This window comes from Falsiroseomonas stagni DSM 19981 (genome assembly GCF_900114315.1).
GTDB lineage: Bacteria > Pseudomonadota > Alphaproteobacteria > Acetobacterales > Acetobacteraceae > Falsiroseomonas > Falsiroseomonas stagni.
This window is the reverse complement of record NZ_FOSQ01000004.1, coordinates 16,784-41,030: the sequence shown is the minus strand read 5'-3', so window position 1 is coordinate 41,030 and position 24,247 is coordinate 16,784. Positions and strand designations below refer to the sequence as shown.

At 70.3% G+C, this 24,247-nt stretch carries 24 protein-coding genes; 16 read left to right on the top strand and 8 right to left on the bottom strand.

The window, feature by feature from the left end:
• Positions 1 to 77 precede the first annotated feature (77 nt).
• The 8 genes from phnG to BM041_RS12530 all read left to right on the top strand — a co-directional run bounded on the left by phnG (position 78) and on the right by BM041_RS12530 (position 6,392).
• Positions 78 to 566 (top strand): phosphonate C-P lyase system protein PhnG, encoded by a 489-nt coding sequence (gene phnG / locus BM041_RS12565; protein ID WP_092959960.1) that lies wholly within the window; start codon positions 78 to 80, stop codon positions 564 to 566.
• Positions 563 to 1,135 carry a phosphonate C-P lyase system protein PhnH gene (gene phnH / locus BM041_RS12560; protein WP_092959958.1) on the top strand — a complete coding sequence of 191 codons (573 nt, stop codon included), beginning with the start codon at positions 563 to 565 and terminating at the stop codon, positions 1,133 to 1,135. The genes phnG and phnH overlap by 4 nt, the downstream gene beginning before the upstream one ends.
• Positions 1,136 to 1,138: 3 nt before the next feature.
• Positions 1,139 to 2,215: a carbon-phosphorus lyase complex subunit PhnI gene (locus BM041_RS12555; protein ID WP_092959956.1), complete on the top strand. Its 1,077-nt coding sequence runs from the start codon at positions 1,139 to 1,141 to the stop codon at positions 2,213 to 2,215.
• On the top strand, positions 2,212 to 3,063 hold the full coding sequence (locus tag BM041_RS12550) for an alpha-D-ribose 1-methylphosphonate 5-phosphate C-P-lyase PhnJ (protein ID WP_092959954.1): 852 nt from the start codon (positions 2,212 to 2,214) through the stop codon (positions 3,061 to 3,063). Before BM041_RS12555 ends, BM041_RS12550 begins: the two co-directional genes overlap by 4 nt.
• On the top strand, positions 3,060 to 3,818 hold the full coding sequence (gene phnK / locus BM041_RS12545; protein ID WP_092959952.1) for a phosphonate C-P lyase system protein PhnK: 759 nt from the start codon (positions 3,060 to 3,062) through the stop codon (positions 3,816 to 3,818). The genes BM041_RS12550 and phnK overlap by 4 nt, the downstream gene beginning before the upstream one ends.
• A gap of 62 nt (positions 3,819 to 3,880) precedes the next feature.
• Positions 3,881 to 4,582, top strand: coding sequence for a phosphonate C-P lyase system protein PhnL (phnL, locus tag BM041_RS12540; protein WP_092959950.1), 702 nt, complete (start codon positions 3,881 to 3,883; stop codon positions 4,580 to 4,582).
• Positions 4,579 to 5,721: an alpha-D-ribose 1-methylphosphonate 5-triphosphate diphosphatase gene (locus BM041_RS12535; protein ID WP_092959948.1), complete on the top strand. Its 1,143-nt coding sequence runs from the start codon at positions 4,579 to 4,581 to the stop codon at positions 5,719 to 5,721. The genes phnL and BM041_RS12535 overlap by 4 nt, the downstream gene beginning before the upstream one ends.
• Positions 5,721 to 6,392 carry a DUF1045 domain-containing protein gene (locus tag BM041_RS12530; protein ID WP_092959946.1) on the top strand — a complete coding sequence of 224 codons (672 nt, stop codon included), beginning with the start codon at positions 5,721 to 5,723 and terminating at the stop codon, positions 6,390 to 6,392. The genes BM041_RS12535 and BM041_RS12530 overlap by 1 nt, the downstream gene beginning before the upstream one ends.
• Here the strand turns inward: BM041_RS12530 and phnN are convergent.
• The gene (phnN, locus tag BM041_RS12525) at positions 6,331 to 6,909 is read right to left on the bottom strand and encodes a phosphonate metabolism protein/1,5-bisphosphokinase (PRPP-forming) PhnN (RefSeq protein WP_092959944.1); all 579 of its coding nucleotides are present in this window, start codon (positions 6,907 to 6,909) and stop codon (positions 6,331 to 6,333) included. The two genes, BM041_RS12530 and phnN, sit on opposite strands and share 62 nt — an antisense overlap.
• An 88-nt stretch (positions 6,910 to 6,997) precedes the next feature.
• On the opposite strand from phnN, the gene BM041_RS12520 reads away from it, so the two are divergent.
• Genes BM041_RS12520 through BM041_RS12505 form a run of 4 tightly spaced genes read left to right on the top strand, consistent with a single transcriptional unit; the run spans position 6,998 to position 10,652 of the window.
• Positions 6,998 to 8,785, top strand: a complete 1,788-nt coding sequence (locus BM041_RS12520) for a gamma-glutamyltransferase family protein (protein WP_092959942.1) — start codon at positions 6,998 to 7,000, stop codon at positions 8,783 to 8,785.
• Between the two features lie 59 nt (positions 8,786 to 8,844).
• On the top strand, positions 8,845 to 9,192 hold the full coding sequence (locus tag BM041_RS12515) for a hypothetical protein (protein ID WP_217648707.1): 348 nt from the start codon (positions 8,845 to 8,847) through the stop codon (positions 9,190 to 9,192).
• 54 nt (positions 9,193 to 9,246) lie between these two features.
• Entirely contained in the window at positions 9,247 to 9,648 is a 402-nt protein-coding gene (locus tag BM041_RS12510) for a hypothetical protein (RefSeq protein WP_092959938.1), read from the top strand.
• A gap of 35 nt (positions 9,649 to 9,683) precedes the next feature.
• Entirely contained in the window at positions 9,684 to 10,652 is a 969-nt protein-coding gene (locus tag BM041_RS12505; protein ID WP_092959936.1) for a Bug family tripartite tricarboxylate transporter substrate binding protein, read from the top strand.
• 111 nt (positions 10,653 to 10,763) lie between these two features.
• Here BM041_RS12505 and BM041_RS12500 read toward each other — a convergent pair whose 3' ends face one another.
• The 3 genes from BM041_RS12500 to BM041_RS12490 all read right to left on the bottom strand — a co-directional run bounded on the left by BM041_RS12500 (position 10,764) and on the right by BM041_RS12490 (position 16,843).
• The gene (locus BM041_RS12500; protein WP_175533899.1) at positions 10,764 to 12,434 is read right to left on the bottom strand and encodes a thiamine pyrophosphate-dependent enzyme; all 1,671 of its coding nucleotides are present in this window, start codon (positions 12,432 to 12,434) and stop codon (positions 10,764 to 10,766) included.
• Positions 12,435 to 12,530: 96 nt separating this feature from the next.
• On the bottom strand, positions 12,531 to 15,701 hold the full coding sequence (locus tag BM041_RS12495) for an efflux RND transporter permease subunit (protein WP_092959934.1): 3,171 nt from the start codon (positions 15,699 to 15,701) through the stop codon (positions 12,531 to 12,533).
• Between the two features lie 26 nt (positions 15,702 to 15,727).
• Entirely contained in the window at positions 15,728 to 16,843 is a 1,116-nt protein-coding gene (locus BM041_RS12490) for an efflux RND transporter periplasmic adaptor subunit (protein ID WP_175533898.1), read from the bottom strand.
• A gap of 280 nt (positions 16,844 to 17,123) precedes the next feature.
• Here BM041_RS12490 and BM041_RS12485 point away from each other — a divergent pair, with 280 nt between their 5' ends.
• Positions 17,124 to 17,378: an Lrp/AsnC ligand binding domain-containing protein gene (locus BM041_RS12485; protein ID WP_092959930.1), complete on the top strand. Its 255-nt coding sequence runs from the start codon at positions 17,124 to 17,126 to the stop codon at positions 17,376 to 17,378.
• 126 nt (positions 17,379 to 17,504) lie between these two features.
• Positions 17,505 to 17,753 carry a hypothetical protein gene (locus tag BM041_RS12480; protein ID WP_092959928.1) on the top strand — a complete coding sequence of 83 codons (249 nt, stop codon included), beginning with the start codon at positions 17,505 to 17,507 and terminating at the stop codon, positions 17,751 to 17,753.
• A 41-nt stretch (positions 17,754 to 17,794) separates the two neighbouring features.
• Here BM041_RS12480 and BM041_RS12475 read toward each other — a convergent pair whose 3' ends face one another.
• From BM041_RS12475 to BM041_RS12465, 3 genes are all read right to left on the bottom strand, one after another.
• Positions 17,795 to 19,291: an amidase gene (locus BM041_RS12475; RefSeq protein ID WP_092959926.1), complete on the bottom strand. Its 1,497-nt coding sequence runs from the start codon at positions 19,289 to 19,291 to the stop codon at positions 17,795 to 17,797.
• Between the two features lie 26 nt (positions 19,292 to 19,317).
• Positions 19,318 to 20,925: a gamma-glutamyltransferase gene (ggt, locus tag BM041_RS12470; RefSeq protein ID WP_245762062.1), complete on the bottom strand. Its 1,608-nt coding sequence runs from the start codon at positions 20,923 to 20,925 to the stop codon at positions 19,318 to 19,320.
• 162 nt (positions 20,926 to 21,087) lie between these two features.
• Positions 21,088 to 21,849: an SDR family NAD(P)-dependent oxidoreductase gene (locus BM041_RS12465; RefSeq protein ID WP_092959924.1), complete on the bottom strand. Its 762-nt coding sequence runs from the start codon at positions 21,847 to 21,849 to the stop codon at positions 21,088 to 21,090.
• Positions 21,850 to 21,971: 122 nt separating this feature from the next.
• On the opposite strand from BM041_RS12465, the gene BM041_RS12460 reads away from it, so the two are divergent.
• Positions 21,972 to 22,310: a tRNA-binding protein gene (locus tag BM041_RS12460; protein WP_092959922.1), complete on the top strand. Its 339-nt coding sequence runs from the start codon at positions 21,972 to 21,974 to the stop codon at positions 22,308 to 22,310.
• 26 nt (positions 22,311 to 22,336) lie between these two features.
• Positions 22,337 to 22,834: a xanthine phosphoribosyltransferase gene (gene gpt / locus BM041_RS12455; RefSeq protein ID WP_092959920.1), complete on the top strand. Its 498-nt coding sequence runs from the start codon at positions 22,337 to 22,339 to the stop codon at positions 22,832 to 22,834.
• A 33-nt stretch (positions 22,835 to 22,867) separates the two neighbouring features.
• On the opposite strand, the gene BM041_RS12450 is transcribed toward gpt, so the two are convergent.
• Entirely contained in the window at positions 22,868 to 24,205 is a 1,338-nt protein-coding gene (locus BM041_RS12450) for a hemolysin family protein (RefSeq protein WP_408735402.1), read from the bottom strand.
• Positions 24,206 to 24,247: the final 42 nt, after the last annotated feature.

Below are 24,247 nucleotides of genomic sequence, written 5' to 3'. Positions count from 1 at the left end.
GAGTGCCTTGTCGTGGCAGTTTCACTTGACCTTAACGACCCGGATAACTAGTCGTCTAGATGAATTTGGCAAGATCCATGACCGCAACAACAGCCCCTCAATCAGCAGGCCCGGAAACGGCGCCGCCCGCAACCGCCGCGCGGCAGCGCTGGATGTCCGTCCTCGCCCGCGCCGCGGCGGAGGATATCGTCCGCCACCTCGCCGATCTCCCCCCCCTGCCCGCGCATCGCCGGCTGCGGGGGCCTGAGACGGGGCTGGTGATGGTCCGCGGCCGGGCCGGGGGCGATGGCGCGCCCTTCAACCTCGGCGAGATGACGGTCACGCGCTGCAGCGTGCGCATGGAGGACGGCACGATCGGCCATGCCCATGCCGCGGGGCGCGACCAGGCGCAGGCGGAAATCGCCGCCGTGCTGGATGCGCTGATGCAGCAGGATGCCTGGCGCCCGCGGCTGGAGGCGCTGGTGATCGCGCCGCTGGAAGCCGCGCAGGCCGAACGCCGCGCCGCGACCGCGCGCCGCGCCGCCGCCACCAAGGTGGAGTTCTTCACCATGACCCAGATGCGATGAGCGCCGGTACCGCCCTGGCGGGCTTCGCCGACCCCGTCCTCGATTCGCAGGCCGCCTTCCGCGCGGTGCTGGAAGCGATGAGTCGCCCCGGCCGCATCCAGCGCCTGCCGGTGCCGCCCGAACTGCCGCCGGGCATCGGCCCCGCCGCGGCGGCCGTGCTTCTGGCGCTGGCCGATGCCGATACCCCCATCCGCCTGGCGGCGGGGGCGGAGGCGCAGGCATGGATCCGCTTCCACACCGGCGCCCGCGCCGCCCCGGCCGCGGAAGCCGCCTTCGTGCTGGACTCCGATGCGGGGCTGCTCGACCTCGATCCGGGGACGGAGGAGGAGCCGGAGCGGGGCGCGACCCTGATCCTGGAGGTCGAAAGCCTGTCGGAGGGGTCGGGCTGGCGCCTGTCCGGCCCCGGCATCCAGGCCACGCACCGCCTGGCCGTGGCGGGCGTGCGGGACGGCTTCCTGGCGGATTGGGCCGCCAGCCGCGCCCGCTTCCCGCGCGGCGTGGATGTCATCCTCTGCGCCGGGGATCGCATCGCCGCCCTGCCCCGCGGCATTGCGATCGAGGAGGGCTGAGCAATGTATGTCGCGACCAAGGGTGGCGAACGCGCCATCGGCGCCGCCCATGCCTGGCTGGAGGAGGTGCGCCGCGGCGACCCCGCCCAGCCCGAGATCACCGCCGCGCAGGTGGAGCAACAGCTCGGCCTCGCGGTGGACCGGGTGATGGCGGAAGGCTCCTGCCACGACCGCGGCCTGGCCGCGCTGGCGGTGAAGCAGTCCCGCGGCGACCTGATCGAGGCCGCCTTCCTGCTGCGGGCCTATCGCACCACCCTGCCCCGCTTCGGCGCCAGCCTGCCGCTCGACACCAACGCGATGGTGCTCAGCCGCCGCATCAGCGCGACCTACAAGGACCTGCCCGGCGGCCAGGTGCTCGGCCCGACCTTCGACTACACGCACCGCCTGCTCGATTTCCGGCTGGCTGCCGCGGGCGCGTTGCCAGGCGGGGCACCCCAGGGCGAACCGGATCTGGCACCGACACCCCGGGTCACCGAACTGCTCGCGCAGGACGGGCTGATGCAGCGGGAAGCGGCGGAGGAGGCGGAGCCCGGTGACCTGACGCGCCAGCCCCTGTCCTTCCCCGCCGACCGCCCCCTGCGCTTGCAGGCGCTGGCGCGGGGCGATGAGGGATTTCTCCTGTCGCTGGGCTACTCCACCCAGCGCGGCTATGGCGGCAACCACCCCTTCGTGGGTGAGATCCGCATGGGCGAGATCGCGGTAGAATTCGTGCCGGAGGAGCTGTGCTTCGCCGTGGACCTCGGCGACATCACCGTCACCGAATGCCAGATGGTGAACCAGTTCAAGGGCAGCCGGACGGAGCCGCCGCAATTCACCCGCGGCTACGGCCTGGTCTTCGGCCATGGGGAACGCAAGGCCATGTCCATGGCGCTGGTCGATCGCGCGCTGCGCTCGCCCGAGCTGGGCGAGGGGTCGGAGGCGCCGGCGCAGCAGCAGGAATTCGTGCTGTCCCACTGCGACAATGTCGAGGCGACGGGCTTCGTCGAGCACCTGAAGCTGCCGCACTACGTCGATTTCCAGTCGGAGCTGGAGAATGTGCGGACGATGCGCGCGGCCGTGATGAAGGAGCGGGGCGAATGACCCACGACCCCGGCTACAACTTCGCCTATCTGGATGAGAGCACGAAGCGGATGATCCGCCGCGCCATCCTGAAGGCCGTCGCCATCCCCGGCCACCAGGTGCCCTTCGGGTCGCGGGAGATGCCGCTGCCCTATGGCTGGGGCACGGGCGGCATCCAGGTGACGGCGTCGGTACTCGGCCCGCGCGACGTGCTGAAGGTGATCGACCAGGGCAGCGACGATACCACCAACGCCGTCTCCATCCGCGCCTTCTTCCGCCGCACGGCGGGGGTCGCGACGACGGAGCGCACGGCGGAGGCGACCATCATCCAGACCCGCCACCGCATCCCCGAACGCAGGCTGACCGAGGGCCAGATCCTGGTCTACCAGGTGCCGATCCCGGAACCGCTCGCGCGCCTCGAACCCCGCATCGCGGAAACGCGGCGCCTGCACGCCATGGCCGATTACGGGCTGATGCACGTCAAGCTCTACGAGGACATCGCGAAGCACGGCCATATCGCGACCAGCTACAGCTACCCCGTGATGGTGAACGAACGCTACCTGATGTCGCCCTCCCCCATCCCGGCCTTCGACAATCCGAAGATGCACATGATGCCGGCGCTGCAATTGTTCGGCGCGGGGCGGGAGAAGCGGATCTACGCCGTGCCGCCCTACACGGCGGTGCGCAGCCTGGATTTCGAGGATCATCCCTTCCGCCCGATCCGCGCGCCGCATCGCTGCGAGCTCTGCGGTTCCGGCGACACCTACCTCGATGAGGTGCTGGTGGACGACAAGGGCGGGCGCATCTTCGTCTGCTCCGACACCGACCATTGCCAGGAACGCCAGGCGATGCGGGAGGCCGCGGAATGAGCACGCCCCTGATGGAGGCACGCGGCCTGCAACTCCGCTTCGGCCGCGTCGCCGCGCTGGATGATGTCGCGATCGACATCCATCCTGGGGAGGTCGTGGCCATCGTCGGCGAAAGCGGCAGCGGCAAGACGACGCTGCTGCGCGTGCTGTCGGGCCTGATGCGGCCGGATGCGGGCGCGGTGACCTACCGCGGCCAGGATGTGCTGGCCATGCCGGAAGCAGCGCGGCGGCGACTGATGCGCACGGAATGGGGGTTCGTGCATCAGAACCCGCGCGACGGGCTGCGGCTCGGCGTCACCGCGGGCGGCAATATCGGCGAAAGGCTGATGGCCGTCGGCGCGCGGCACTACGGCAACATCCGCGCGGAGGCCACCGAATGGCTGAAGCGGGTGGAGATCGACCCCGCGCGGATGGACGACATCCCCGGCAAGTTCAGCGGCGGCATGCAGCAGCGGTTGCAGATCGCGCGCGTCCTGGTCACGCGGCCGAGGCTCGTCTTCATGGATGAGCCGACCGGCGGGCTCGACGTTTCCGTCCAGGCCCGGCTGCTGGACCTGATCCGCGCGCTGGTCGCGGATCTCGGCCTGGCCGTGCTGATCGTGACGCATGACATCGCCGCCGCCCGGCTGCTGGCGCACCGCATCCTGGTGATGCGCCAGGGCCAGGTGGTGGAGGAAGGGCTGACCGACCGGGTGCTGGACGATCCGCAGCACGCCTATACGCAACTCCTCGTCTCCTCGGTGCTGGCGGCATGATCCCTTCCGATGACCGCAGGGCGCAGCCTGCGGAGCAGGCGAGTACCGGAGGTCTGAATCGGATGGGCAACTGGGCTCTCAGGGCTGAGAATCTGTCGAAGGATTTCCGGCTGCACCTCCAGGGTGGCGTCCGCATTCCGGTGCTGGCGGATGTGTCGCTGACCGTCGAGCCCGGCGAATGCGTGGCGCTGGCCGGGCCGTCCGGTGCCGGCAAGTCGACGCTGATGCGCTGCCTCTACGGCAATTACGGCGCGGGCGCCGGGCGCATCCTGATCCGGCATGGCGATGCCGTCGTGGACCTCGCCACCGCCGATCCCCGCCTGGTGCGGGCCATCAGGCGGGACACGCTCGGCTACGTCTCCCAGTTCCTGCGCGTCATCCCGCGCATCGGCGCCGTCGATATCGTGGCGGAACCGCTGATGGCGCGCGGCGTGGCGCGGGATGCTGCGACGGCGCGGGCGCGGGACCTGCTGCTTCGCCTCAATTTGCCGGAGCGCCTTCACAACCTGCCCCCCGCCACCTTCTCCGGCGGCGAACAGCAGCGCATCAACCTTGCCCGCGGCTTCGCCGCCGACTACCCCGTGCTGCTGCTGGATGAGCCGACGGCCAGCCTCGATGCCGCCAACCGCCAGGTCGTGATCGGCCTGATCGAGGAAGCCAAGGCCCGCGGTGCCGCCCTCATCGGCATCTTCCATGATACGGAGGTGCGTGACCGCATCGCCGACCGCCTTTTCGACGTTGCCCCGATCCAGGACGCCGCATGATTTCCGAGACCATCCTGACCAACGCCCTCCTCGTCCTGCCGACGGAGGTGCTGGCTGGCACCATCGTCATTCGCGGCGACCGGATAGCCGATGTGCAACCGGGCCGAAGCCATGCCGCTGGCGCCCATGATCTGGGTGGCGACCACGTCATCCCCGGCATCGTGGACGTGCATACCGACAACCTCGAACGCCAGGTGCAGCCGCGCGCGACCGCGCGCTGGCCGTCGCGCTCCGCCATGATCGCGCATGACAGCCAGACGGCGGCGGCGGGTGTCACGACGGTGCTGGACGCGCTGTGCCTCGGCGACCTCGGCTTCGATGCCGGGCGGACCCAGACCTTCAAGGAGGGCGTGCAGGACCTGGATGCGCTGTCGGGCACCGGCCTGCTGCGCAGCGACCATTTCCTGCACCTCCGCTGCGAATTGCCGGCCGCCGACATGGTGGAGCTGGTGGAGACGGTCGCGGACCATCCGCTGGTGCGGATGATCAGCCTGATGGACCACTCCCCCGGCGTCGGGCAGTACCGGGACGTGGATCGCTACAAGAAGATGCGCGTCCGCCAGCACAGCCTGTCGCCGGCGCAGGTGGATCAGCGGATCGAGGAATTGCTGGAACAGCGCGGGCGGCTGCGCGAACCCCAGCGCCGCTGGCTCATCGACCGCGTGAAGCACCGCAACCTGCCGCTGGCCAGCCATGACGACGCGACGCCGGAGGAGATCGCCGCCAATGCGGCCGACGGCATCATGATCAGCGAATTCCCCGTGGCGATGGAGGCCGCGGAGGCCGCGAAGCGCCTGGGCGTGCAGGTCATCGCCGGCGCCCCCAACATCGTCCGCGGCGGCAGCCATTCCGGCAATGTCGCCGCCGCCGACCTGGTGCGCGCCGGCGCCGTCGATGTGCTGGCCAGCGACTATGTCCCCCCCGCGATGATCGAGGCCGCCTGGCTCGCGGTGGGGCATGGCGACACGACCCTGCCCGATGCGGTGGCCATGATCACCGACCGCGCCGCCCGCATGGCCGGCTTCACCGATCGCGGCCGCATAGAAGCCGGGCTGCGGGCCGACCTCGTGCAGGTCCGCCCGCATGAGGGCCACGCCATCGTCCGCAAGGTCTGGCGCGCGGGGGAGCGCGTGGCGTGATGCGCGTCGCGCTCTACTGGGCGCCACGGCTGGAGGATCCGCTGCACCGCCTCGGCTCCGCCTGGCTGGGGCGGGACACGGAAACGGGCGCGACGGTCGCGCAGCCAGATTTGCCCGGCCTCGACATCGCGGAGATCACCGCCGATGCGCGGAGCTACGGGCTGCACGCCACGCTGAAGCCGCCCTTCCGGCTCCGCACCTCCTGGGCCGCGATGCGGGCGGATGCGATGGCGCTGGCGGCGCGGACGCGCCCCTTCGCCCTGCCGCCGCTAAAGCTCGCGGACCATCATGGCTTCCTGGCGCTGCTGGAATCCGAAAAGTGCCAGCCATTGCAGCATCTCTGCGATGCCTGCGTCACCGGCCTCGACTCCCATCGCGCGCCGCCGACCGACGCCGAGATCGCGCGGCGCAACCCCGCCCGCATGACGGAACGGCAGCGCGAATTGCTGCACCAGTACGGCTACCACTATGTGCTGGACCAGTGGTGGTTCCACGTCACGCTGACGCGCCGCCTGACCGCCGAGGAACGCGAAGTGGTCTGGCCGGCGCTGGAGGCGCATCTCGGCGATGTGCCGGCGCAGCCGCGCCGCGTGACGGAACTCTGCCTCTTCACCCAGGCGGCGCCGGGCGCGCCCTTCCTGCTGGCCGAGCGTCTGCCGCTGCTCGGCTGAGGGCGACGATCACGTCATCGACGCCGGCCTCGACCGGTCCGTCATTCATCACCGTCACGATGTCGAGGCCGGGGGGCAGCTTCACCTCCCGCGCCAGCCGGGCCTCGACATCCGCCGCATCCTCCCGCCCCCGCGCCAGCAGCCGGGCGGTCAGCACGGCGATCGGCGCGGTGATGCGGAGCACGCGCAGGCGGTAGCGCCGGTCGGCATCGGCCAGCACGGCGCGGGAGAGATTCGCCACCACCACGCGCCCGGACGCCATCTCATCCTCGATGGCGCGCGGGATGCCGTAGGACAGGCCATGCGCTTCCCACCACAGCGCGAAGCCGCCGGCATCGCGGCGGGCGGCGAAGTCGCTCTCCGTCAGCGGTTCATGATCCTCCCCACCCGCCTCGGCGGGGCGGGTGATGGCGCGGCGCGCGAAGACGAAGCGGGGATCGGCGACAAGCCGCAGCCGCGCTGCCGCCATCAGCGTATCCTTGCCCGCGCCGGAAGGGCCCACGACTGCAACCAGCATCGCCCGATCATGCACCGCAATATTGACCGCGCCGCTTCTGCCTGCGCCTATCCCGTTACTCAAGACAGTTGCATGGGTCTGACACCGAATGTTCACGACGCGCCCCGAGATCGCCGGCACCTTCGGTGTCGTCGCCTCCACCCACTGGATCGCCTCCCAGGTCGGCATGTCGGTGCTGGAACGCGGCGGCAATGCCTTCGATGCCGCGGCGGCCGCGGGCTTCACGCTGAACGTGGTGGAGCCGCACCTGAACGGCCCCGGCGGCGACTGCCCCATCATCCTGCATGACGCCAAGGCGGGCGCGCAGCGCGTCGTCTGCGGCCAGGGCGTGGCGCCGGCGAAGCTGACGGTCGGGCACATCAAGGACGATCTCGGGCTGGACCTGGTGCCCGGCACGGGCTTCCTGCCCGCCATGGTGCCGGGCGCCTTCGATGCCTGGGCGCTGATGCTGCGGGACTGGGGCACCTGGTCCCTGCGCGACGTCATGTCCTACGCCATCGGCTATGCGCGCCGCGGCGTGCACTACGTGCCGCGCGTGGTGGCCACGATGAACACGGTGAAGCCGCTGTTCGAATCGGAATGGCCGACCTCGGCGGAGATCTGGCTGCGCAATGGCGGCCCCGTCGCCGGCGGCCTCTATGCCAACCCGACGCTCGCCGATACCTGGGAACGCCTGCTGCGGGAGGCCGAGAGCGCCGGCCATGACCGCGTCGCCCAGATCGAGGCCGCGCGCAACGCCTGGTATGGCGGCTTCATCGCGGAGGCCATCGGCGATTTCTTCGCGAAAAACGAGATGCTGGACACCTCCGGCCAGCGCCACCGCGGCGTGCTGACGGCCGATGACATGGCGCATTGGCGGGCAGGCATCGAGGCGCCGCTGAAGCGCGACTACCGCGGCACCACGCTGCTGAAGTGCGGCGTCTGGTCCCAGGGGCCGACCATGCTGCAGACCATGGCGCTGCTGGAAGGCTTCGACATGGCCGCGATGGACCCGATGGGCGAACGCTTCGCCCATACGGTGATCGAGGCCATGAAGCTCGCCTTCGCGGATCGGGAGGCCTTCTACGGCGACCCCAACTTCGTCGACGTGCCGATCCACCACCTGCTCTCCGACGCCTACAACGAGGAACGCCGCAAGCTGATCGGGGAGACGGCCTCGATGGAGCTGCGCCCTGGCTCCCTGCCCGGCATGGCGACCCCCTGGGTGGACCACAACGCCGCCGCCCGCGCGGAACTCCTCACCCGCGCGCCCGGCGCCGGGGAACCCACCGTCTCCCGCCTTGGCGCCTCCGGCGGCGACACCTGCCACATCGATGTCATCGACGCGCAGGGCAACATGGTCTCCGCCACGCCGTCCGGCGGCTGGTTCCAGTCGTCGCCGGCGGTGCCGGGGCTGGGCTTCTGCCTCGGCACGCGCGGGCAGATGTTCTGGCTGGATGAGAACCTGCCGAACGGCCTCAAGCCCGGGAAGCGGCCGCGCACCACGCTGTCCCCCGCCATGGCGCTGAAGGATGGCAAGCCCTGGCTCAGCTTCGGCACCCCGGGCGGGGAGCAGCAGGACCAGTGGCAGCCCATCATGTTCAGCCGCATGGTGGACCATGCGATGACCATCCAGCAGGCGATCGACGCGCCCTCCTTCCACACCGAACACTGGCCCAGCAGCTTCTGGCCGCGCGTGGCCAAGCCCGGGAAGGTGGTGGTCGAGGGTCGCTACCCCGCCGAGGTCGCTGAGGCGCTGGCCGCCCGTGGCCACCTGGTGGAGACCGGCGGCGAATGGTCCGAAGGGCGCCTGACCGGCGCGCGGCAGGAGGATGACGGCCAGTTGTTCGCCGGCGCCAACCCCCGCGGCATGCAGGGCTACGCGGTCGGCCGCTGACGCGGGCGTGACGCCCGGTCGAATTGACCGGGCGGCGCCGGGGTTGCAACGGTGCCGCCATGGCGGGACGCAACGGAATGGCCCTGGGGTTGCTGCTGGCCATGGCTGGCTGCGCCCCCCTTCCCGCCCCCCGCATCGCGCCACCCGCCCCGGCCGCCACCACCCCCGCCCCACCGCCGCCCAGCCTTGCCGTGCGCCTGCGGCGGGAAGCCTGGCTGACGCGCTTCTGGGAACAACTCACCCCCACCCAGCGGCGGCGGGTGCTGTCCCGCCTGCGGCGCGGCGACACGCCGCTGGCGCGGACGGAGGCCGAGGCCGCGCCCGTCTGGGACGGGCTTGGCCTGCCGGAACGCAACGCGCTGGTCTTCGGGCCGGGGCTGCCACGCGCCGCCGCTGCCACTGATTGAAGGACTGGCATCCGGGCAGCCACCCCTGCCATTCTCGCCAGGAGGAACCCCGCCATGCTGAAATTCATCATCCTGCTGCCGCTGCTGCTGATGCCGCCCCCCGCCGCCGCCCAGGCCGCGCTGCCGGACCTGTCCTGGGTGGAACGCGACTGGGCGGCGCTGGATACCCAGCAGCGCGGCCGCGCCGTGCGCCGCTTCGGCCGGGACCTGGAACGCGATGCCCGCCCGGACCGGCCGGAGATGCAGGCCCGCTGGGATGCGATGACGCCGGGCCAGCGCCGCGAACTCATGCTCGGCCCGCGCCGCGCGACGCGGGAGGCGGGGGGCACGCCGCCCCGCGCCGAGCGTTTGCCGCGGCCGCCGCCGGCCGCGCCGCGCCCGGGCCTCGTCGCGCCACCGCCCGCCGCGCCTTCCGTCCCTCAAGGCGCTTTGCGGCCGAACCTGTCCAGGGCTTAATCGGCAGGCTCACAACGAATCCGGGAACCCCGCCGATGATCCGCCGCCGCGCCTTGCCTGCCCTCGGTGCCTCCCTGCTGGCCGCGCCCGCCTTCGCGCAGGCCCCCTGGCCCGCGCGCCAGATCCGCCTGGTCGTGCCCTATCCGCCCGGTGGCGCCAGCGATATCGCGGGCCGGCTGCAGGCGCAGGTGCTGCAGGACGGCCTCGGCGTGCCCGTGGTGGTCGACAACCGGGCCGGCGCCGGCGGGACCATCGGCACGGCGCATGTCGCGCAATCCGCCCCCGATGGCTACACGATCATGATGGCGAGCCCATCCAGCCACCTCGGCGCGCCGCTGCTGTTCAAGACACCGGGCTATGAGGGCGTGGACGACTTCACCGCCATCGCCACCTTCGCCACCGGCACGGCCATGGTCTGCGTCACCAACAGCCTGCCGGTGCGCAACATCCAGGAACTGATCGCCTATGCCCGCGCGAATCCGGGCAAGCTGAACTACGGCAGCGCGGGTGCGGGCGGCGCCAACCACATGCTCGGCGTGCTGTTCATGCAGCGCACGGGCGTGGAGCTGACGCATGTTCCCTATCGCGGCGCGGCGCCGGCGCTGGCGGATTTGATCGCGGGCAACATCCAGGTGGTGTTCGACAGCTTCTCCGGCATCATCCCCACGGTGCGCGCGGGCCAGGTCCGGGCCCTGGCCGTCACCAACCCCACGCGCTGGCCGCTGGCGCCGGAATTCCCGACCGTGCAGGAACAGGGCGTGCCGGATTACGACCTGCCGAGCTTCTCCGCCGTGATGGGGCCGCGCGGCATCCCTGATGCGATCGTCACGCGCATGAACAGCGTCATCAATGAGGGGCTGAAGAACCCGCAGCTGGTGGAACGCCTGACCGCGCTCGGCAACGCGCCCTTCCCGACGACGCCGGCCGAATTCGGCGCGCTGATGCGCGCGCAGCGCACCACCTGGCAGACCCTGGTGCGCGCGACGGGCCTGCAGCCGGAGTGAAACCGGACGGGGAGCGCCACGGCGCTCCCCGTTTTTGCCCTACTGCGTCGCCTCGGCGCGAAGCTACTTCGTCGCCTCGGCGCGAAGCTACTTCGTCGCCTCGGCGCGAAGCTACTTCGTCGCCTGCGCCCGAAGCTGCGCGATCGTCGCGCGGTTGGTCACCTGCTCCGGGTTCATCCGGACCTCGATGATGGCGGGCTTGCCGCTGGCCTTCGCGCGCTGGAAGGCGGGCACCATCTCCTCCGTGGTTTCGACCACTTCGCCGTGGCCGCCGAAGCTTTCGATGAACAGGCGGAAATCGGGGTTGGTCAGCGCGGTGCCGGAAACGCGGCCGGGATAGGTCCTCTCCTGGTACATGCGGATCGTGCCGTACATGCCGTTGTTGAAGACCATCACGATGGGCGCCACGCCGTGGTGGAAGGCGGTCGCGATCTCCTGCCCCGTCATCAGCGCGCCGCCATCGCCGACGAAGCACAGCACGGTGCGGTCGGGATGCGTGATGGCCGCGCCGATGGCGGCCGGGATGCCATAGCCCATGGCGCCATTGGTCGGGCCGAGGAAATCCTGCTTCTCCGACACATGCATGAAGCGCGTCGGCCAGGTGGCGAAATTGCCGGCATCGCTGGTGAAGATGGTGTCGGCGGGCAGCACCTTCTCGAGTTCCTGCAAGGCCACCGCGAGGTTCAGCGGACCCTCATAGGACGGCGCCTTGGCCTGCGCCTCCCGCGCCGCGCGGACGCTGGCGCGCCAGCCGGCCCAGCGTGGCGAGGCCACCGGCGGCAGCGCGGCCGCGGCGGCGGCGAAGGCATTGAGGTCGGAGACGATGCCGAGCGCCGGGCGATAGACGCGCCCGATCTCCGCCTGGTCTGGATAGACATGGATGATGGGCTTCGACCCCGCCATGTCGAACAGCGTGTAGCCCTGGCTCACCGGCTCCCCGATCCTGGTCCCGATGGCCAGGATCAGGTCGGATTCCTTCGCCTTGGCCACCAGCCCGGCATCCGCGCCGACGCCGAGATCGCCCGCGAAATGGGCGGAGGTGCCATCGAACAGGCCCTGGCGGCGGAAGCCGACGGCCACGGGGATGTCATTGGCGGTCAGGAAGCGCGCGATGTCCGCGCGCCCCTGGTCGGTCCAGCGGCTGCCGCCCAGGATCGCCAGCGGCTTCTCGGCCTTTTCGAGCATCGCCATGAGGCGGGGCAGCGCATCCGGCGCCGGGTGCGGCGGCAGCACGGGGGCCGGGCCGACATCCACGGCCTCCACCAGGTGCTTCTGCATCTCCTCGCTCAGCGCCACCACCACCGGGCCCGGGCGGCCGCTGGTGGCGACATCGAAGGCGTGCGCCATCAGTTCCGGGATGCGCGCGGCTTCGTCGATCTGCGTGACCCACTTCGCGATGGGGCCGAAGAAGCGGCGGTAATCCACCTCCTGGAAGGTCTCGCGATCCGTCTCGGTCATCGGGATCTGGCCGACCAGCAGGACCAGCGGCGTGCTGTCCTGGAAGGCGACATGCACGCCGATGGCGGCATGGCAGGCGCCGGGGCCGCGGGTGACGATGGCGACGCCGGGGCGGCCGGTCAGCTTGCCATGCGCTTCCGCCATGTGGACGGCGCCTGCCTCGAACCGGCAGGTCACGAGTTCCACCCGGTTCCGCTGGGCGTAGAGGCCATCGAGCAGGTCGAGATAGCTTTCGCCAGGCACCGCGAAGACATGCGTCGCGCCATTCGCGACCAGCGCATCCGCGAGCAACTGCCCGCCGGTCCGAGCCTCGATCCCTGCCACTGCTGGCCTCCCCTTGATCTGACCCAAGGGGTTTAAAACAGAAGCGGCCGCCGGGCTATCCGGCGGCCGCCTTGCAGCGTTGCGTCGCCTGGGTGGCTATTCCGCCGGCGCGGGGTGGCCGCCATGCGGCTTGCCCGGCGTGCGCTCAAGCTCCGCCAGCTTGGCCGCCACCGCGCCGATCGGCTTGGTGAAGGGCGCCAGCAGCAGGTACAGCGCCGGCACGGCATAGAGCGTGATGAAGGTGGAGAAGGTGACGCCGCCGACGATCACCACGCCCAGCGCCTGGCGGCTTTCCGCGCCCGCGCCCGTCGCCATGGCCAGCGGCACCGCGCCGAAGACCGTCGCGATGGAGGTCATCAGGATCGGCCGCAGCCGCACGACGGAGGCTTCCAGCACCGCGTCATGCACGGACAGTCCGCGATCCCGCAGCTGGTTGGCGAATTCCACCACCAGGATGCCGTTCTTCGCCATCAGCCCGATCAGCAGGATCATGCCGATCTGGCTGAAGATGTTCAGCGTGCCGCCGGTGAAGTGCAGCGCCAGCAACCCGCCCGTCAGCGCGAGTGGCGTGGAGAGCAGGATGATGAGCGGGTGGATGAAGCTTTCGAACTGCGCGGCCAGCACCAGGAACACCACCAGCAGCGCCAGCGCGAAGGTCACGTAGAGCGCGCCGGAGCTTTCCTTGAACTCCAGGCTCTGGCCGCGATAGCTGATGCGCACCTCCGGCGGCAGCACGTCCCGCGCCGTCTGTTCCATGAAGGCCAGGGCCTCGCCCAGCGTGTAGCCGGATGCGAGGGAGGCGCTGATGGTGATGGCGCGCACCCGGTCCTCGCGCGCCAGGCTTTGCGGCCGCGCGCGCTCCGTCAGCGTCACCAGGTTCGACAGCGGCACGAGCGCGCCCTGGGTGGACCCGCTGCCCGCGATCAGGCCGAGCTGCCCGCCCGCGCTGGTGCGGACGAAGATGTTCTGCAGGTCATAGGGCGTGGCGCGGTCGCTTTCCCGCGCCTGGATCAGGATCTTGTACTCATCGCCGCCCTGGACATAGGTCCCGACCTCCCGCGACCCCAGCATCGTCTCGATCGTCCGGCCCACGGCCTGGATGGAGAGCCCCATCTCGGCGGCCTTGCGGCGGTCGATCTCGACCCGGATCTCGGGCTTCGTCTCGCGGTAGTTGCTGTCCAGGTTGAGCAGCCGCGGGTTCTGCCGCGCGCGTTCCAGGAAGCGGTCGCGCCACTGCACCAGCGTGCCGTAGTCAGACCCGCCGATCACGAACTGCACCGGCGGCTGGAAGCCACGCTGGCCGAGGGAGGGCGGGTTCAGCGCGAAGGCGCGCACGCCGGGGATGGCGAGCAGCTGCGGCATCATCTCCGCCGCGATCTGCTGCTGCTTGCGGTCCCGCTGCTCCCACGGCGCCAGGCGCATGAAGATGTTGGCGACGTTGGACTGGGCGGGGCGCTGGAAGCCGCCGATGGTGGCGAACTGGCTCTCCACCTCGCCGCGTTCCACGAAGGGCTGGAGGATCCGCTCCACCCGCACCACCTGTTCCCGCGTATAGGCGAAGGATGCGCCTTCCGGCCCGGTGGTCGGGATGATGATGGTGCCGCGATCCTCGACGGGCGCGAATTCCTTGGGAAGGATGTTGAACAACACCCCCGCGAGCCCCGACAGCACCGCGACGCCCGCCAGCGTGATCAGCGGCGCGGCCAGCGCCCGCTTGAGCGTGACGCGCAGCACCCAGTTCATGCCGAGGAAGAAGGGTTCCGTCCAGCGGATCAGGCGGCTGTCACCCTCATGCGCCTTCAGCAGCTTGGAACACATCATCGGCGTCAGCGTCAGCGCGATGAGGCCGGAGAACACGACGGAGGCCGCGAGCGCGAAGCCGAATTCGGTGAACAGCCGGCCCGTATTGCCGCCCATGAAGGACAGCGGCACGAAGACCGCCACCAGCACCAGGGTCGTCGCGATGACCGCGAAGGCGATCTCCCGCGATCCGCGGATGGAGGCGAGCAGCGGGTCCTCCCCCTCCTCGATCCGGCGATGCACATTCTCCAGCACCACGATGGCGTCATCGACGACGAGGCCGATGGCGAGCACGAGGCCGAGCAGCGTCAGCACGTTCAGCGAGAAGCCGAGCGCGGCCAGCGCGGTGAAGGAGGCGATGAGGGAGACGGGGATGGCGACGGCCGGGATGATGGTGGCGCGCCAGGACCGCAGGAAGAAGAAGATGACGACGACGACGAGGACGAGCGCCGTGACCAGCGCGTGCTCGACCTCATAGATCGAGCGGCTGATGAAGGTGCTTTCGTCGTAGCCGATCACGACCTCCACCCCATCGGGCATGGAGGCGCGGATCCGTTCCACCTCATCCTTCACGCCCTGCGCGACGGACAGGGTGTTGGCGGTGGATTGCCGGAGGATGCCGAGGCCGACGCCGGGCTTGCCATTGATGCGGTATTCGCCGCGCGTGTCCTCCGGCGCCACTTCCACCTGCGCGACATCGCCCAGCGTCACCTGGCCGTTCGCGTTGCGGGACAGCACGACCTGGCGGAACTGTTCCGGCCGGCTCATGCGCGTATCGGTGCGGACCGTCAGCTCCCGCGCCGTGCTCTCGATCCGCCCGCCGGGCAGCTCTATATTCTCGCGGCGGATCGAATCCTCCACGTCCTGCACGGTCAGGCCGCGGGCAGCGAGGGCCTGGCGGTCGAGCCAGAGCCGCATGGCGGGCTTGCGCTCACCCAGCACCAGCACCTGGGCCACGCCCTCGACGATCGCCAGGCGATCGACGAAGCGGCGGCGCGCCACCTCCGTCAACTCCATGGGCGACAGCACGTCCGACACCAGCGCGACCCAGAGGATCGGCCGCGCATCGCCATCCACCTTCTGGACCACGGGCGTGTCCGCCTGTTCCGGCAGGCGGGCGAGGGAGCGCGCCACGCGGTCGCGCACGTCGTTGGACGCGGCATCGACGTTGCGGGACAGGCGGAACTCGATGGTGATCTGGCTGCGCTCGTCGCGCGACTGGCTGGTGATGAACTTGATGCCCTCGATCCCCGCCACGGCGGCTTCGAGGATTTCCGTGATCTGCGTGTCCACCACCGCGGCGGAGGCGCCGCGATAGGTGGTGGTGACGGAGACGACCGGCGGGTCGATGGCGGGATATTCGCGCACCGGCAGGCGCATCAGCGCCGCCAGGCCCAGCACCATCAGCATCAGGCTGATGACCGTCGCGAAGACGGGACGCTTGATGGAGACGTCGGAAAGCACCATTGCCGGTTATCCCGTCTTGCAGCCGGTCAGGAGGTCGGGCGGGTCAGGGTCTCGGTCACGCGCACGGGCGCGTCGTTGCGCAGGCGCTGGATGCCGCGGACCACGACATGGTCGCCGGGCTGCACGCCCGACAGGACCTCGACCTCACCCTGCAGGCGCTGGCCGACGCGGATTTCGACGCGGCGGGCGCGGTTGTCGCGGATCACATAGACGAAGTTGCGGTCGCCCAGCGGGTCCAGCGCTTCCTCCGCCACCAGCATCGCGTCGTCGCGGCGGCTAAGGACGACTTCCACCGTCATGAACAGGCCGGGCTTCAACGCCTCATCCGCATTGTCGAATTCGCTGATGACGCGGATGGTGCGGGTGTTCGTGTCGATGCGGGTATCGACCACGGCGACGGTGCCGGTGAAACGGCGGTCGCCGAAGGCGCTGCTGCGGGCCACGACCGTGGCGCCAGCCTGGACCCGTGCCAGGAACACCTCCGGCACCGAGAATTCGACCCGGACGCGGGAGATGTCGTCCAGCGTGGTCACCAGCGTGCCCGGCTGCACCAGGGCGCCGACACTGACCTGGCGCAGCCCGACGCGGCCGGAGAAGGGGGCGGCGACGCGCAGTTCTTCCAGCCGGGCCTGCGCCTGGCGGACGCGACCCTCGGTCTGGCGGGCGACAGCTTCCAGCGTCTCCAGCCGCTGCGCCGCGATGGACTGGCCGGGTTGGAGCTGGCGGGCGCGGACCACCTGGCTGCGGGCGTCATCGAACAAGGCGCGGGCCTGATCCAGCTCCGCCCGGACGGCGCCGGCATCGAGATCGACAAGCTGGTCGCCCTCCCGCACCCGCTGGCCTTCCTGGAAGCGGATGGCGGTGACGATGCCGGTGACCTTGGCGGTGATGGAGACCGAGTCGCGGGCGCGGACGGTGCCCACGGCTTCCGCGCGGTCGATCACGGTCCCGACCCGCACGGGGGAGACGGCGACACCGATCGGCCCGCCCTGCCCGCCACCACGCGCCGCCGGTGCCGGCGCAGCCTCCAGCCCCACCAGGGCCAGGGGGCGCGGCAGGCCGTACTGCTCACCATACAGATGCCAGGCCGCGCCAAGACCCCCGATGAGGGCCAGAACGGCTAGCTGGGAGGTTGTGCGCATGCGACCCCAGTCCTGACAGCATTGTTCTGGCCCGCCCCGACAGGGAGCGAGCGAGAATGACGACCCTGCTATTGGCCAGTCCGAATAAAAAGTCCCACCCATTGGGCGGAACCTTCCATCCCCTGGCAGTTGACCCGCTTTTCGGCTGTTTGCAAGACGTATCACTCAAATTTAGCCATGCAATGACCGTGCCGGGAAGCCCGCCACCGCAGGCCGCCCTTCCCTGCCACGCCCCGCCGCGCCAATCTGGCGCCCTCATCGGTTAATGGAGCACCCCGCGATGCGAGCCATCTTCGTCATGATCAAGTGCGAGATGGGCCAGGCCTACCGCGTGGCGCGGGAGATGGCGGACAGCATCCCCGAATTGTCGGAGATGCATTCGATCAGTGGCCAGTACGACCTGCTGGGCAAGTTCTACCTGGAGGCCGACCAGGATATCGGCCTGTTCGTGGTGGAACGGGTGCAGAGCGTCGCCGGGGTCAAGGACACCTATACCCTGCAGACCTTCAACGCCTTCTCCGGCGGGAAGGGCTGACCCTGCCAGGGAGCGGCAGAAGCGGGACACGCCGCACGGACGCCATCATCCGCGCGGCGCCGCCATGATCCGGCCCTGCGCCCGCCCTGCCCAAGGGGGATGCTTCCTGCACAGGAGGTTCCCCCGATGCGCATCCTTCCCGTGCTTGCCCTTTCCACCGCCGTGCTGCTGGGCGGCTGCCAGAACCCGGACGGCACGGTGAACCTGCCGGCGAGCCTGGCGCTGGGCGCCGGCGTGGCGCTGGCCGGCATCGCCATCGCCTCCGCCAACGACCAGCCGCGGCACCGGCATGACGACCGGCGCTCCTCCTACGGCTATGGCCGCCCGCATCACGGGTATGACCGGGGATACGACCGGGGCTATCGCCGCTGGTAGCAACACCCGGGCGCGGCGCTGGTCGCCGCGCCCGACCGGTCTCAGGCCCAGGACTTGAAGTTGGGCATGGCGGAAATCGGCGCCGCCGCCGCCAGCTTCGCGATATCCGGCACCGGGCGCGCCAGGCTGGAATCGCCCGCGACCGCTTCCTCGATCGCCGCCGCCACGGCCAGCACCAGCGCATCCCCGCCGCGCGGCCCGACGATCTGCAGGCCGAAGGGCATGCCGGCCTTGTCGACGCCGAGCGGCAGGCTGATGGCGGGATGGCCCACCAGCGTCACCGCATAGGCCATGGCCAGCCAGTGGAAATAGGTCCGCGTCGGCTGGCCATCGATCTCGGCGGGGTAGAGTTCCGACCAGGGGCGCGGGCTGATGGTGATGGCGGGGGTGATGATGATGTCGTGGTCGGCGAAGAAGCCCTGCCAGACGCGGTAGATGCGGGTCTGCTCGGTCGCGGCGCGGGCGTAGTCGGCCAAGCTGTAGCGCAGCCCCTCCTCCACATTCGCCCGCACATTGGGGCCGACATCCTGCGGCCGCGTGCGGCACTTCTCCGCATGGCTGGCGACGAAGCTGGTGGCGCGCAGGATCTCGAAGCTTTCGTCGGTGCCGGCGCAGTCCGGCGTCGCGTGCTCCACCCGGCCGAACAGCGGCGCCAGCGCCGCCACGCGGCTGGCGAAGACGTCGCGGATGTGGCGCTCGGTCGGCGCGAAGCCGAAATCGGGCGTGGCCGCGACCCGCAGCGCGCCGAGATCGACCTGCATGGGCGGGAACAGGTTGCGGTCCCCGCCCCGCACCCGGCGATCCGGCAGCGTATAGGCCAGCGGGTCCAGCGCATCGTCATCCGCCATGGCGGAGAGCAGCAGCGCCGCATCCCGGGCATTGCGCGCCATCGGTCCGAGCACCGGCAGCGGCGACCAGCCATGGCCCCGCCTTTCCGCCGGCACCAGGCCCGGCGAGGGCCGGAAGCCCACGATGCCGTTGAAGGCGGCGGGGTTGCGGAGCGAACCGCCGGTGTCGCTGCCGGAGCAGATCGGCGCCATGCCGCAGGCCAGCGCCACGGCCGATCCGCCGGAGGACCCGGCGGCGGAGCGCGTCGGGTCGAAGGGATTGCCCGTGGCGCCATAGACGAGGTTGCGGGTGTTGGCGCCGGCGCCGAATTCCGGCGTGTTGGTCTTGCCGATGACGATGGCGCCCGCGGCGCGAAGGTTCGTCACCATCGCCTCGTCCCGCGTCGGGATGTGGTCGGCGAAGATCGGGCTGCCCCAGGTGGTGCGCAGCCCCTTCGTCTCCTCCAAATCCTTGATGCCGATGGGCAGGCCATGCAGCGGGCCGAGCGTCGCGCCCGCCATCACGGCCGCTTCCGCGGCCTTGGCGCCTTCGCGGGCACGGTCGGTGTCCATCGCCACCATCGCGTTCACCGCATGGTTCACGCGGTCGATGCGCGCCAGGCAGCTTTCCAGCAATTCCACCGGGGAAAGCTTGCGCGTGCCGATGAGGCGCCGTGCCTCCACGGCGGTCAGGTCGCAGGGTTCGGTCATGGTCGTGATCCTTCGCCGGGCGTCGCTCAGTAGCCCATCGCGCAGCCATCCTTGCGGGGGTCGGAGCCCCCGACAAGGCAGCCGCGTTCGCGGTCGATCAGGATGGCCTGGCCGCCGCCATGCGGCTTGTCGATCAGCTCGCATTCATGGCCGAGCCGGTTGAGGCGATCCACGACCGAGGCCGGGATGCCCTTCTCCACCTGCACCTTGCCGAGGCGGGGGAAGAGGCGCGGCGCGTCCAGCGCCTCCTGCACGTCCAACCCGTACTCGAAGTGGTTGGCCAGGAAGGTGGTCTGGCCCATCGGCTGGTAGTGCCCGCCCATGACGCCATAGGGCATCACCGCCTGCCCACCCTTCATCACCATCCCCGGGATGATGGTGTGCATCGGGCGCTTGTCGGGGGCGATGCAGTTCGGGTGGCCTTCCTCCAGCCGGAAGCCGTAGCCGCGGTTCTGCAGCATCACGCCGGCCTCGGGCGCGAAAATGCCGCTGCCGAAGCCCTCGAACAGCGAGTTGATGAAGGACACCGCATTGCCGTCGCGATCGACGACGGAGAGGTAGACGGTGTCCTTGTGCTTCGCGAGGTCGGATTCCCCGGGCAGCGGCAGTTCCGGCAGGGCGCGGTCATCGCGGATCAGCGCGGCCAGGCGGTTCAGGTACTCGTCGGAGATCAGCTTCTCCACCGGCACATCGACCTGGGACGGATCGGCTAGGAAGGCATCGCGATCACGATAGGCAAGGCGCGCGGCCTCGATATGGCGGTGCAGGCGCTCCACGCTCAGGAAGCCCTGCTCCGGGAAGCCGAGCTTCTCGATCATGCCCAGGATCATCAGCGTGATCATGCCCGATCCATTGGGCGGGCACTGGAACACCTCCATGTCGCGATAGGGGCGCTTGATCGGGTCCACGAAGCCGGCAACCGACGCGCCGCGGGCGAAATCCTCTTCCGTATGCGTGCCGCCGGCCTCGCGCAGCGTCCTCACCATGTCGGCGGCGATCGCGCCCTCATAGAACGCCTTGGCGCCATGCTTGCCGATCGCGCGCATGGTGGCGCCGAGCCTCGGGTTCACGAATTTGTCGCCCAGCGCATAGGCGGCGCCGTCCTTGAGGAAATGCTTCGCCGCCGCCGCCTGCTTGGACAGCTTGCCGACGGAGCCTTCCCAGTCGCTGGCGACGCGGGCGGAGAGGAAGAAGCCGTCCTCCGCATAGGCGATGGCCGGCGCCAGGATTTCCTCGAGTGACTTGCGGCCATGGGCGGCGTTCAGCGCTGCCCAGGCGGAGATGGCGCCGGGGACCGTCACGGAATGGGCGGAGGTCGGCATCATGGCCGTCAAGCCCGAGGCCCGCAGCGCCTCCGGCGTCGCGCCGCGCGGCGCGCGGCCGGAGCCATTCATGGCGATGACCTGGCCCGTGCCGGCGGGGGCGTAGAGGCAGAAGCAGTCGCCGCCGATGCCCGTGGATTGCGGCTCCACGACGCCCAACACGGCGCAGGCGGCGATGGCGGCGTCCATGGCGTTGCCGCCGGCGCGCAGGATATCGAGCGCCGCGAGCGTCGCCTGCGGCATGGAGGTGGCGGCCATGCCGTTCGCGGCATAGACGGCGCTGCGGCCGGGGGCGTGGAAATCGCGCTTCATGGTTCGGAACCCTTGGACGTCATTGAGCCATACAGGCGGCGTGGCTGTTGCCACGCAGCATCGGGAGACAGGCGGCGTGGCTGTTGCCACGCCGAGGCGCCGAACGGCGCCCGCGGCCAGTGCCGCGCAGTTGAAGAACACGGCAATGAGCGGCGAAGCCGCTCACTGCGCGCAGAAGCCGCCATCGATCAGCAGGCAGGTGCCGGACACCATGGCGCTGGCCGGGGAGGCCAGGAAGACGATGGCGCCCATGATGTCCTCGACCGTCATGATGCGCCCCAGCGGCGTGCGGCGGATCTGCGCCTGGCGCACCTTCTCATCCGCCAGGAAGCCCGCCGTCAGCGGCGTGTCCACGAAGCCCGGCGCGATGGTGTTCACGCGGATGCCCTTCGGGCCGAGTTCCACGGCCATGGCCTTGGTCAGGCCCTCGATCCCGTGCTTGGTCGCGGTGTAGACGCTGCGGTTGAGGCCCGCGACATGGCCGTTGACGCTGCTCAGGTTGATGATGGCGCCGCCCCGCCCGGCCTCCGCAATGCCCTGCGCCACCGCCTGCGCCACCGTGAACATGGCGCGCAGATTGAGGTCCAGCAGCGCATCGAGCGCGCCATCCTCCACGCTGAGGAAAGGCTGGCGGATATTGGTGCCGGCATTGTTCAGCAGGATGTCGAAGGGGCCCGCGGCCTCCACCAGCGCGCGCACCGCGGTGCGGTCCGTCACGTCCAGCTGCGCGGCCCGCGCCGCCAGCCCGGCCTCGCCGAGTTCGGTGGTCAGCGCCTCCAGCTCATCCAGGCTGCGGGCGGCGGCCACCACCTCCGCCCCCGCTGCGGCCAGCGCCACGGCGCCCGCGCGCCCGATTCCCTTGCTGGCACCCGTGACCAGGGCGCGAAGCCCGTCGAGGCGGAAGGACGGCGTGGTCGGAAGCATGCGGGTGCGGCTCGCGTCATGTGTCGCAGGCGCCCGGTCGGGCTTTCCGGTCAATGCGCCGGGCGGGCGGATGGCGCAAGAGGACCCCTTCCCCTGTTGTCCAGCCCGCGGTAGGACGCGCCATGGAACCGATCACCTACGCCGATTTCGAAAAGGTCGAGATCCGGGCCGGCACGATCGTCGATGCGCAGCCCCACCCGACCGCGCGCAAGCCTTCCATCCAGCTCTGGATCGATTTCGGGCCGCAGATCGGCACGAAGCGATCCGCCGCCCAGATCACCGTCCACTACTCCGCGGATCGCCTGATCGGCCGGCAGGTGATGGCGGTGGTGAACTTTCCGCCCCGCCGCATCGGTGACTTCGAGAGCGAGGTCCTGGTGCTCGGCGTCCCGGATGAGAACGGCGCCGTGGTGCTGCTGAAGCCGGACCTGAAGGTCCCCGATGGCGGGAAGATGTTCTGACCGTGCCTGAGACAGAGGAAAATTCGATGGCGCCGCGCTACTACACCGTGACCTGGGACCAGCTGCACAGGGACGGCAAGGCGCTGGCCTGGCGGCTGGTGGAACGCGGCCCCTGGACCGGCATGGTCGCCATCACCCGCGGCGGGCTGATCCCGGCCGCGATCGTGGCGCGGGAGCTGGACTGCCGGCTGATCGAGACCGTCAGCGTCGTGACCTATGACGAGGAGCAGCGCGGCCATCCCCAGGTGGTCAAGCCGCCCCAGGCCGCGCTGGAAAGCCAGGGCGAGGGCTGGCTGCTGATCGACGACCTGGTCGATACCGGCACCACCGCGAAGGTCGTGCGCGCCATGCTGCCCAAGGCCCATTTCGCGACGGTCTACGCCAAGCCCGCCGGCAAGCCGACCGTCGACACCTTCATCACGGAAGTCAGCCAGGACACCTGGATCCTGTTCCCCTGGGACACGGAGCCCCAGTTCATCGCCCCCATCGCCAAGGCCCGCGGCAACGGCGGCGGCGGGCAGTAGACGGCGGCGCCGTTGCCCTTCCGGGCACCGGCATCACCCCTTCGGCGCGCCGGCGGGCCCGGGGATCGCCAGCGTGTCGTCCTTGACGGCCAGGACCTTGTCCACGCGGCGGCCGTCCATGTCGATGATCTCGAACCGCCAGCCCGCCCAGGCGATCCGGTCGCCCTCCTTCGGCACGCGCTGCAGCAGCGCCAGCATCAGGCCGGCGACCGTGTGGTAGGTCCCCTCCTTCGGCAGGTCCGGCAGGTCGAGCCGCGCCTTCAGCTCATCCGACGGCATCATGCCTTCCAGCAGCAGGCTGCCATCATGGCGCAGCACCGGCGCGGAATCGTCGGAGGCCACCGGGCCGAGTTCGCCCACGATCGCCTCCAGCAGGTCGGAGGCCGTCACCACGCCCTCGAAGCTGCCGTATTCGTCCATCACCAGCGCCATGCCGATCGGATCGTCGCGCAGCCTTTCCAGGGCATCGAGTGCGCTCAGCGTATCCGGCAGCACGCGCGCCTGGCGCAGGGCGCGGGCGACCGACAGCGGCGCGCCTTCCAGCAGCTGGTCCAGCAGGTCCTTCGCCGCGACCACGCCCACCACATTGTCCACGCGCCGGTCGGCGACGACGAAGCGCGTGACGCCGGAAGCGCGGAGCCGCGCGGCCACATCCTCCGGCGGCGCGGTGCGGTCGATCCACTCGATCTCCGTCCGCGGCGTCATCAGCGCGCGGATGGGCTTGTCCGCCAGGCGCAGCACACGCTCGATCATGTGCCGCTCCTCGGTCTCGATGGCGCCGGAGGTCGCGCCCTCCGCCACCACGGCCTTCACCTCCTCCTCCGTCACGGAATTGTCGGAGGGGTCGTGCCGCCCGAACAGGCGCAGCACGAGGGCGGAGGAGGTGGAAAGCAGCCAGATCACCGGCGCCGTGACGCGCGCCAGGGTCGCCAGCGGGCGAGCGACGACGATCGCGATCGCCTCCGGGTTGCGCAGCGCCAGCTGCTTCGGCACCAGCTCCCCGAGGATCAGGCTGAGATAGGTGATGAGCATCACCACCAGGGCGAAGCCGATCTCCGCGCCGAAGGCACCGATCACCGGGACCGGCGCCAGGACATCGGCGATGGTGGATGACAGGCGGGCGCCGCCGAAGGCGCCGGCCAGGATGCCGACCAGGGTGATGCCCACCTGCACGGTCGGCAGGAATCGCTGCGGATCCTCCGCCAGCGCGATCGCCGCCGCGGCCCCCGCGCTGCCCTTGCGCTGCATGGCCGCCAGCCGGGTTCGGCGGGCGGAGACGATGGCCAGCTCGCTCATCGCGAAGGCACCGTTCAGCAGGACGAGGACGAGGATCAGCAGCAGTTCGAGGCCCGAGGCCATCGCGATGGTCATCCCTGGTGGTTGAAGCCGCATCATGTAGCGGTGCGGGGCCCC

Excerpts from the sequence above, each read along its gene's own strand:
- phnG (WP_092959960.1), top strand. The coding sequence starts at position 78 with ATGACCGCAACAACAGCCCCTCAATCAGCAGGCCCGGAAACGGCGCCG.
- phnH (WP_092959958.1), top strand. The coding sequence starts at position 563 with ATGAGCGCCGGTACCGCCCTGGCGGGCTTCGCCGACCCCGTCCTCGAT.
- BM041_RS12555 (WP_092959956.1), top strand. The coding sequence starts at position 1,139 with ATGTATGTCGCGACCAAGGGTGGCGAACGCGCCATCGGCGCCGCCCAT.
- BM041_RS12550 (WP_092959954.1), top strand. The coding sequence starts at position 2,212 with ATGACCCACGACCCCGGCTACAACTTCGCCTATCTGGATGAGAGCACG.
- phnK (WP_092959952.1), top strand. The coding sequence starts at position 3,060 with ATGAGCACGCCCCTGATGGAGGCACGCGGCCTGCAACTCCGCTTCGGC.
- phnL (WP_092959950.1), top strand. The coding sequence starts at position 3,881 with ATGGGCAACTGGGCTCTCAGGGCTGAGAATCTGTCGAAGGATTTCCGG.
- BM041_RS12535 (WP_092959948.1), top strand. The coding sequence starts at position 4,579 with ATGATTTCCGAGACCATCCTGACCAACGCCCTCCTCGTCCTGCCGACG.
- BM041_RS12530 (WP_092959946.1), top strand. The coding sequence starts at position 5,721 with ATGCGCGTCGCGCTCTACTGGGCGCCACGGCTGGAGGATCCGCTGCAC.
- phnN (WP_092959944.1), bottom strand. The coding sequence starts at position 6,909 with ATGCTGGTTGCAGTCGTGGGCCCTTCCGGCGCGGGCAAGGATACGCTG.
- BM041_RS12520 (WP_092959942.1), top strand. The coding sequence starts at position 6,998 with ATGTTCACGACGCGCCCCGAGATCGCCGGCACCTTCGGTGTCGTCGCC.
- BM041_RS12515 (WP_217648707.1), top strand. The coding sequence starts at position 8,845 with ATGGCGGGACGCAACGGAATGGCCCTGGGGTTGCTGCTGGCCATGGCT.
- BM041_RS12510 (WP_092959938.1), top strand. The coding sequence starts at position 9,247 with ATGCTGAAATTCATCATCCTGCTGCCGCTGCTGCTGATGCCGCCCCCC.
- BM041_RS12505 (WP_092959936.1), top strand. The coding sequence starts at position 9,684 with ATGATCCGCCGCCGCGCCTTGCCTGCCCTCGGTGCCTCCCTGCTGGCC.
- BM041_RS12495 (WP_092959934.1), bottom strand. The coding sequence starts at position 15,701 with ATGGTGCTTTCCGACGTCTCCATCAAGCGTCCCGTCTTCGCGACGGTC.
- BM041_RS12490 (WP_175533898.1), bottom strand. The coding sequence starts at position 16,843 with ATGCGCACAACCTCCCAGCTAGCCGTTCTGGCCCTCATCGGGGGTCTT.
- BM041_RS12485 (WP_092959930.1), top strand. The coding sequence starts at position 17,124 with ATGCGAGCCATCTTCGTCATGATCAAGTGCGAGATGGGCCAGGCCTAC.
- BM041_RS12480 (WP_092959928.1), top strand. The coding sequence starts at position 17,505 with ATGCGCATCCTTCCCGTGCTTGCCCTTTCCACCGCCGTGCTGCTGGGC.
- BM041_RS12475 (WP_092959926.1), bottom strand. The coding sequence starts at position 19,291 with ATGACCGAACCCTGCGACCTGACCGCCGTGGAGGCACGGCGCCTCATC.
- ggt (WP_245762062.1), bottom strand. The coding sequence starts at position 20,925 with ATGAAGCGCGATTTCCACGCCCCCGGCCGCAGCGCCGTCTATGCCGCG.
- BM041_RS12465 (WP_092959924.1), bottom strand. The coding sequence starts at position 21,849 with ATGCTTCCGACCACGCCGTCCTTCCGCCTCGACGGGCTTCGCGCCCTG.
- BM041_RS12460 (WP_092959922.1), top strand. The coding sequence starts at position 21,972 with ATGGAACCGATCACCTACGCCGATTTCGAAAAGGTCGAGATCCGGGCC.
- gpt (WP_092959920.1), top strand. The coding sequence starts at position 22,337 with ATGGCGCCGCGCTACTACACCGTGACCTGGGACCAGCTGCACAGGGAC.
- BM041_RS12450 (WP_408735402.1), bottom strand. The coding sequence starts at position 24,205 with ATGACCATCGCGATGGCCTCGGGCCTCGAACTGCTGCTGATCCTCGTC.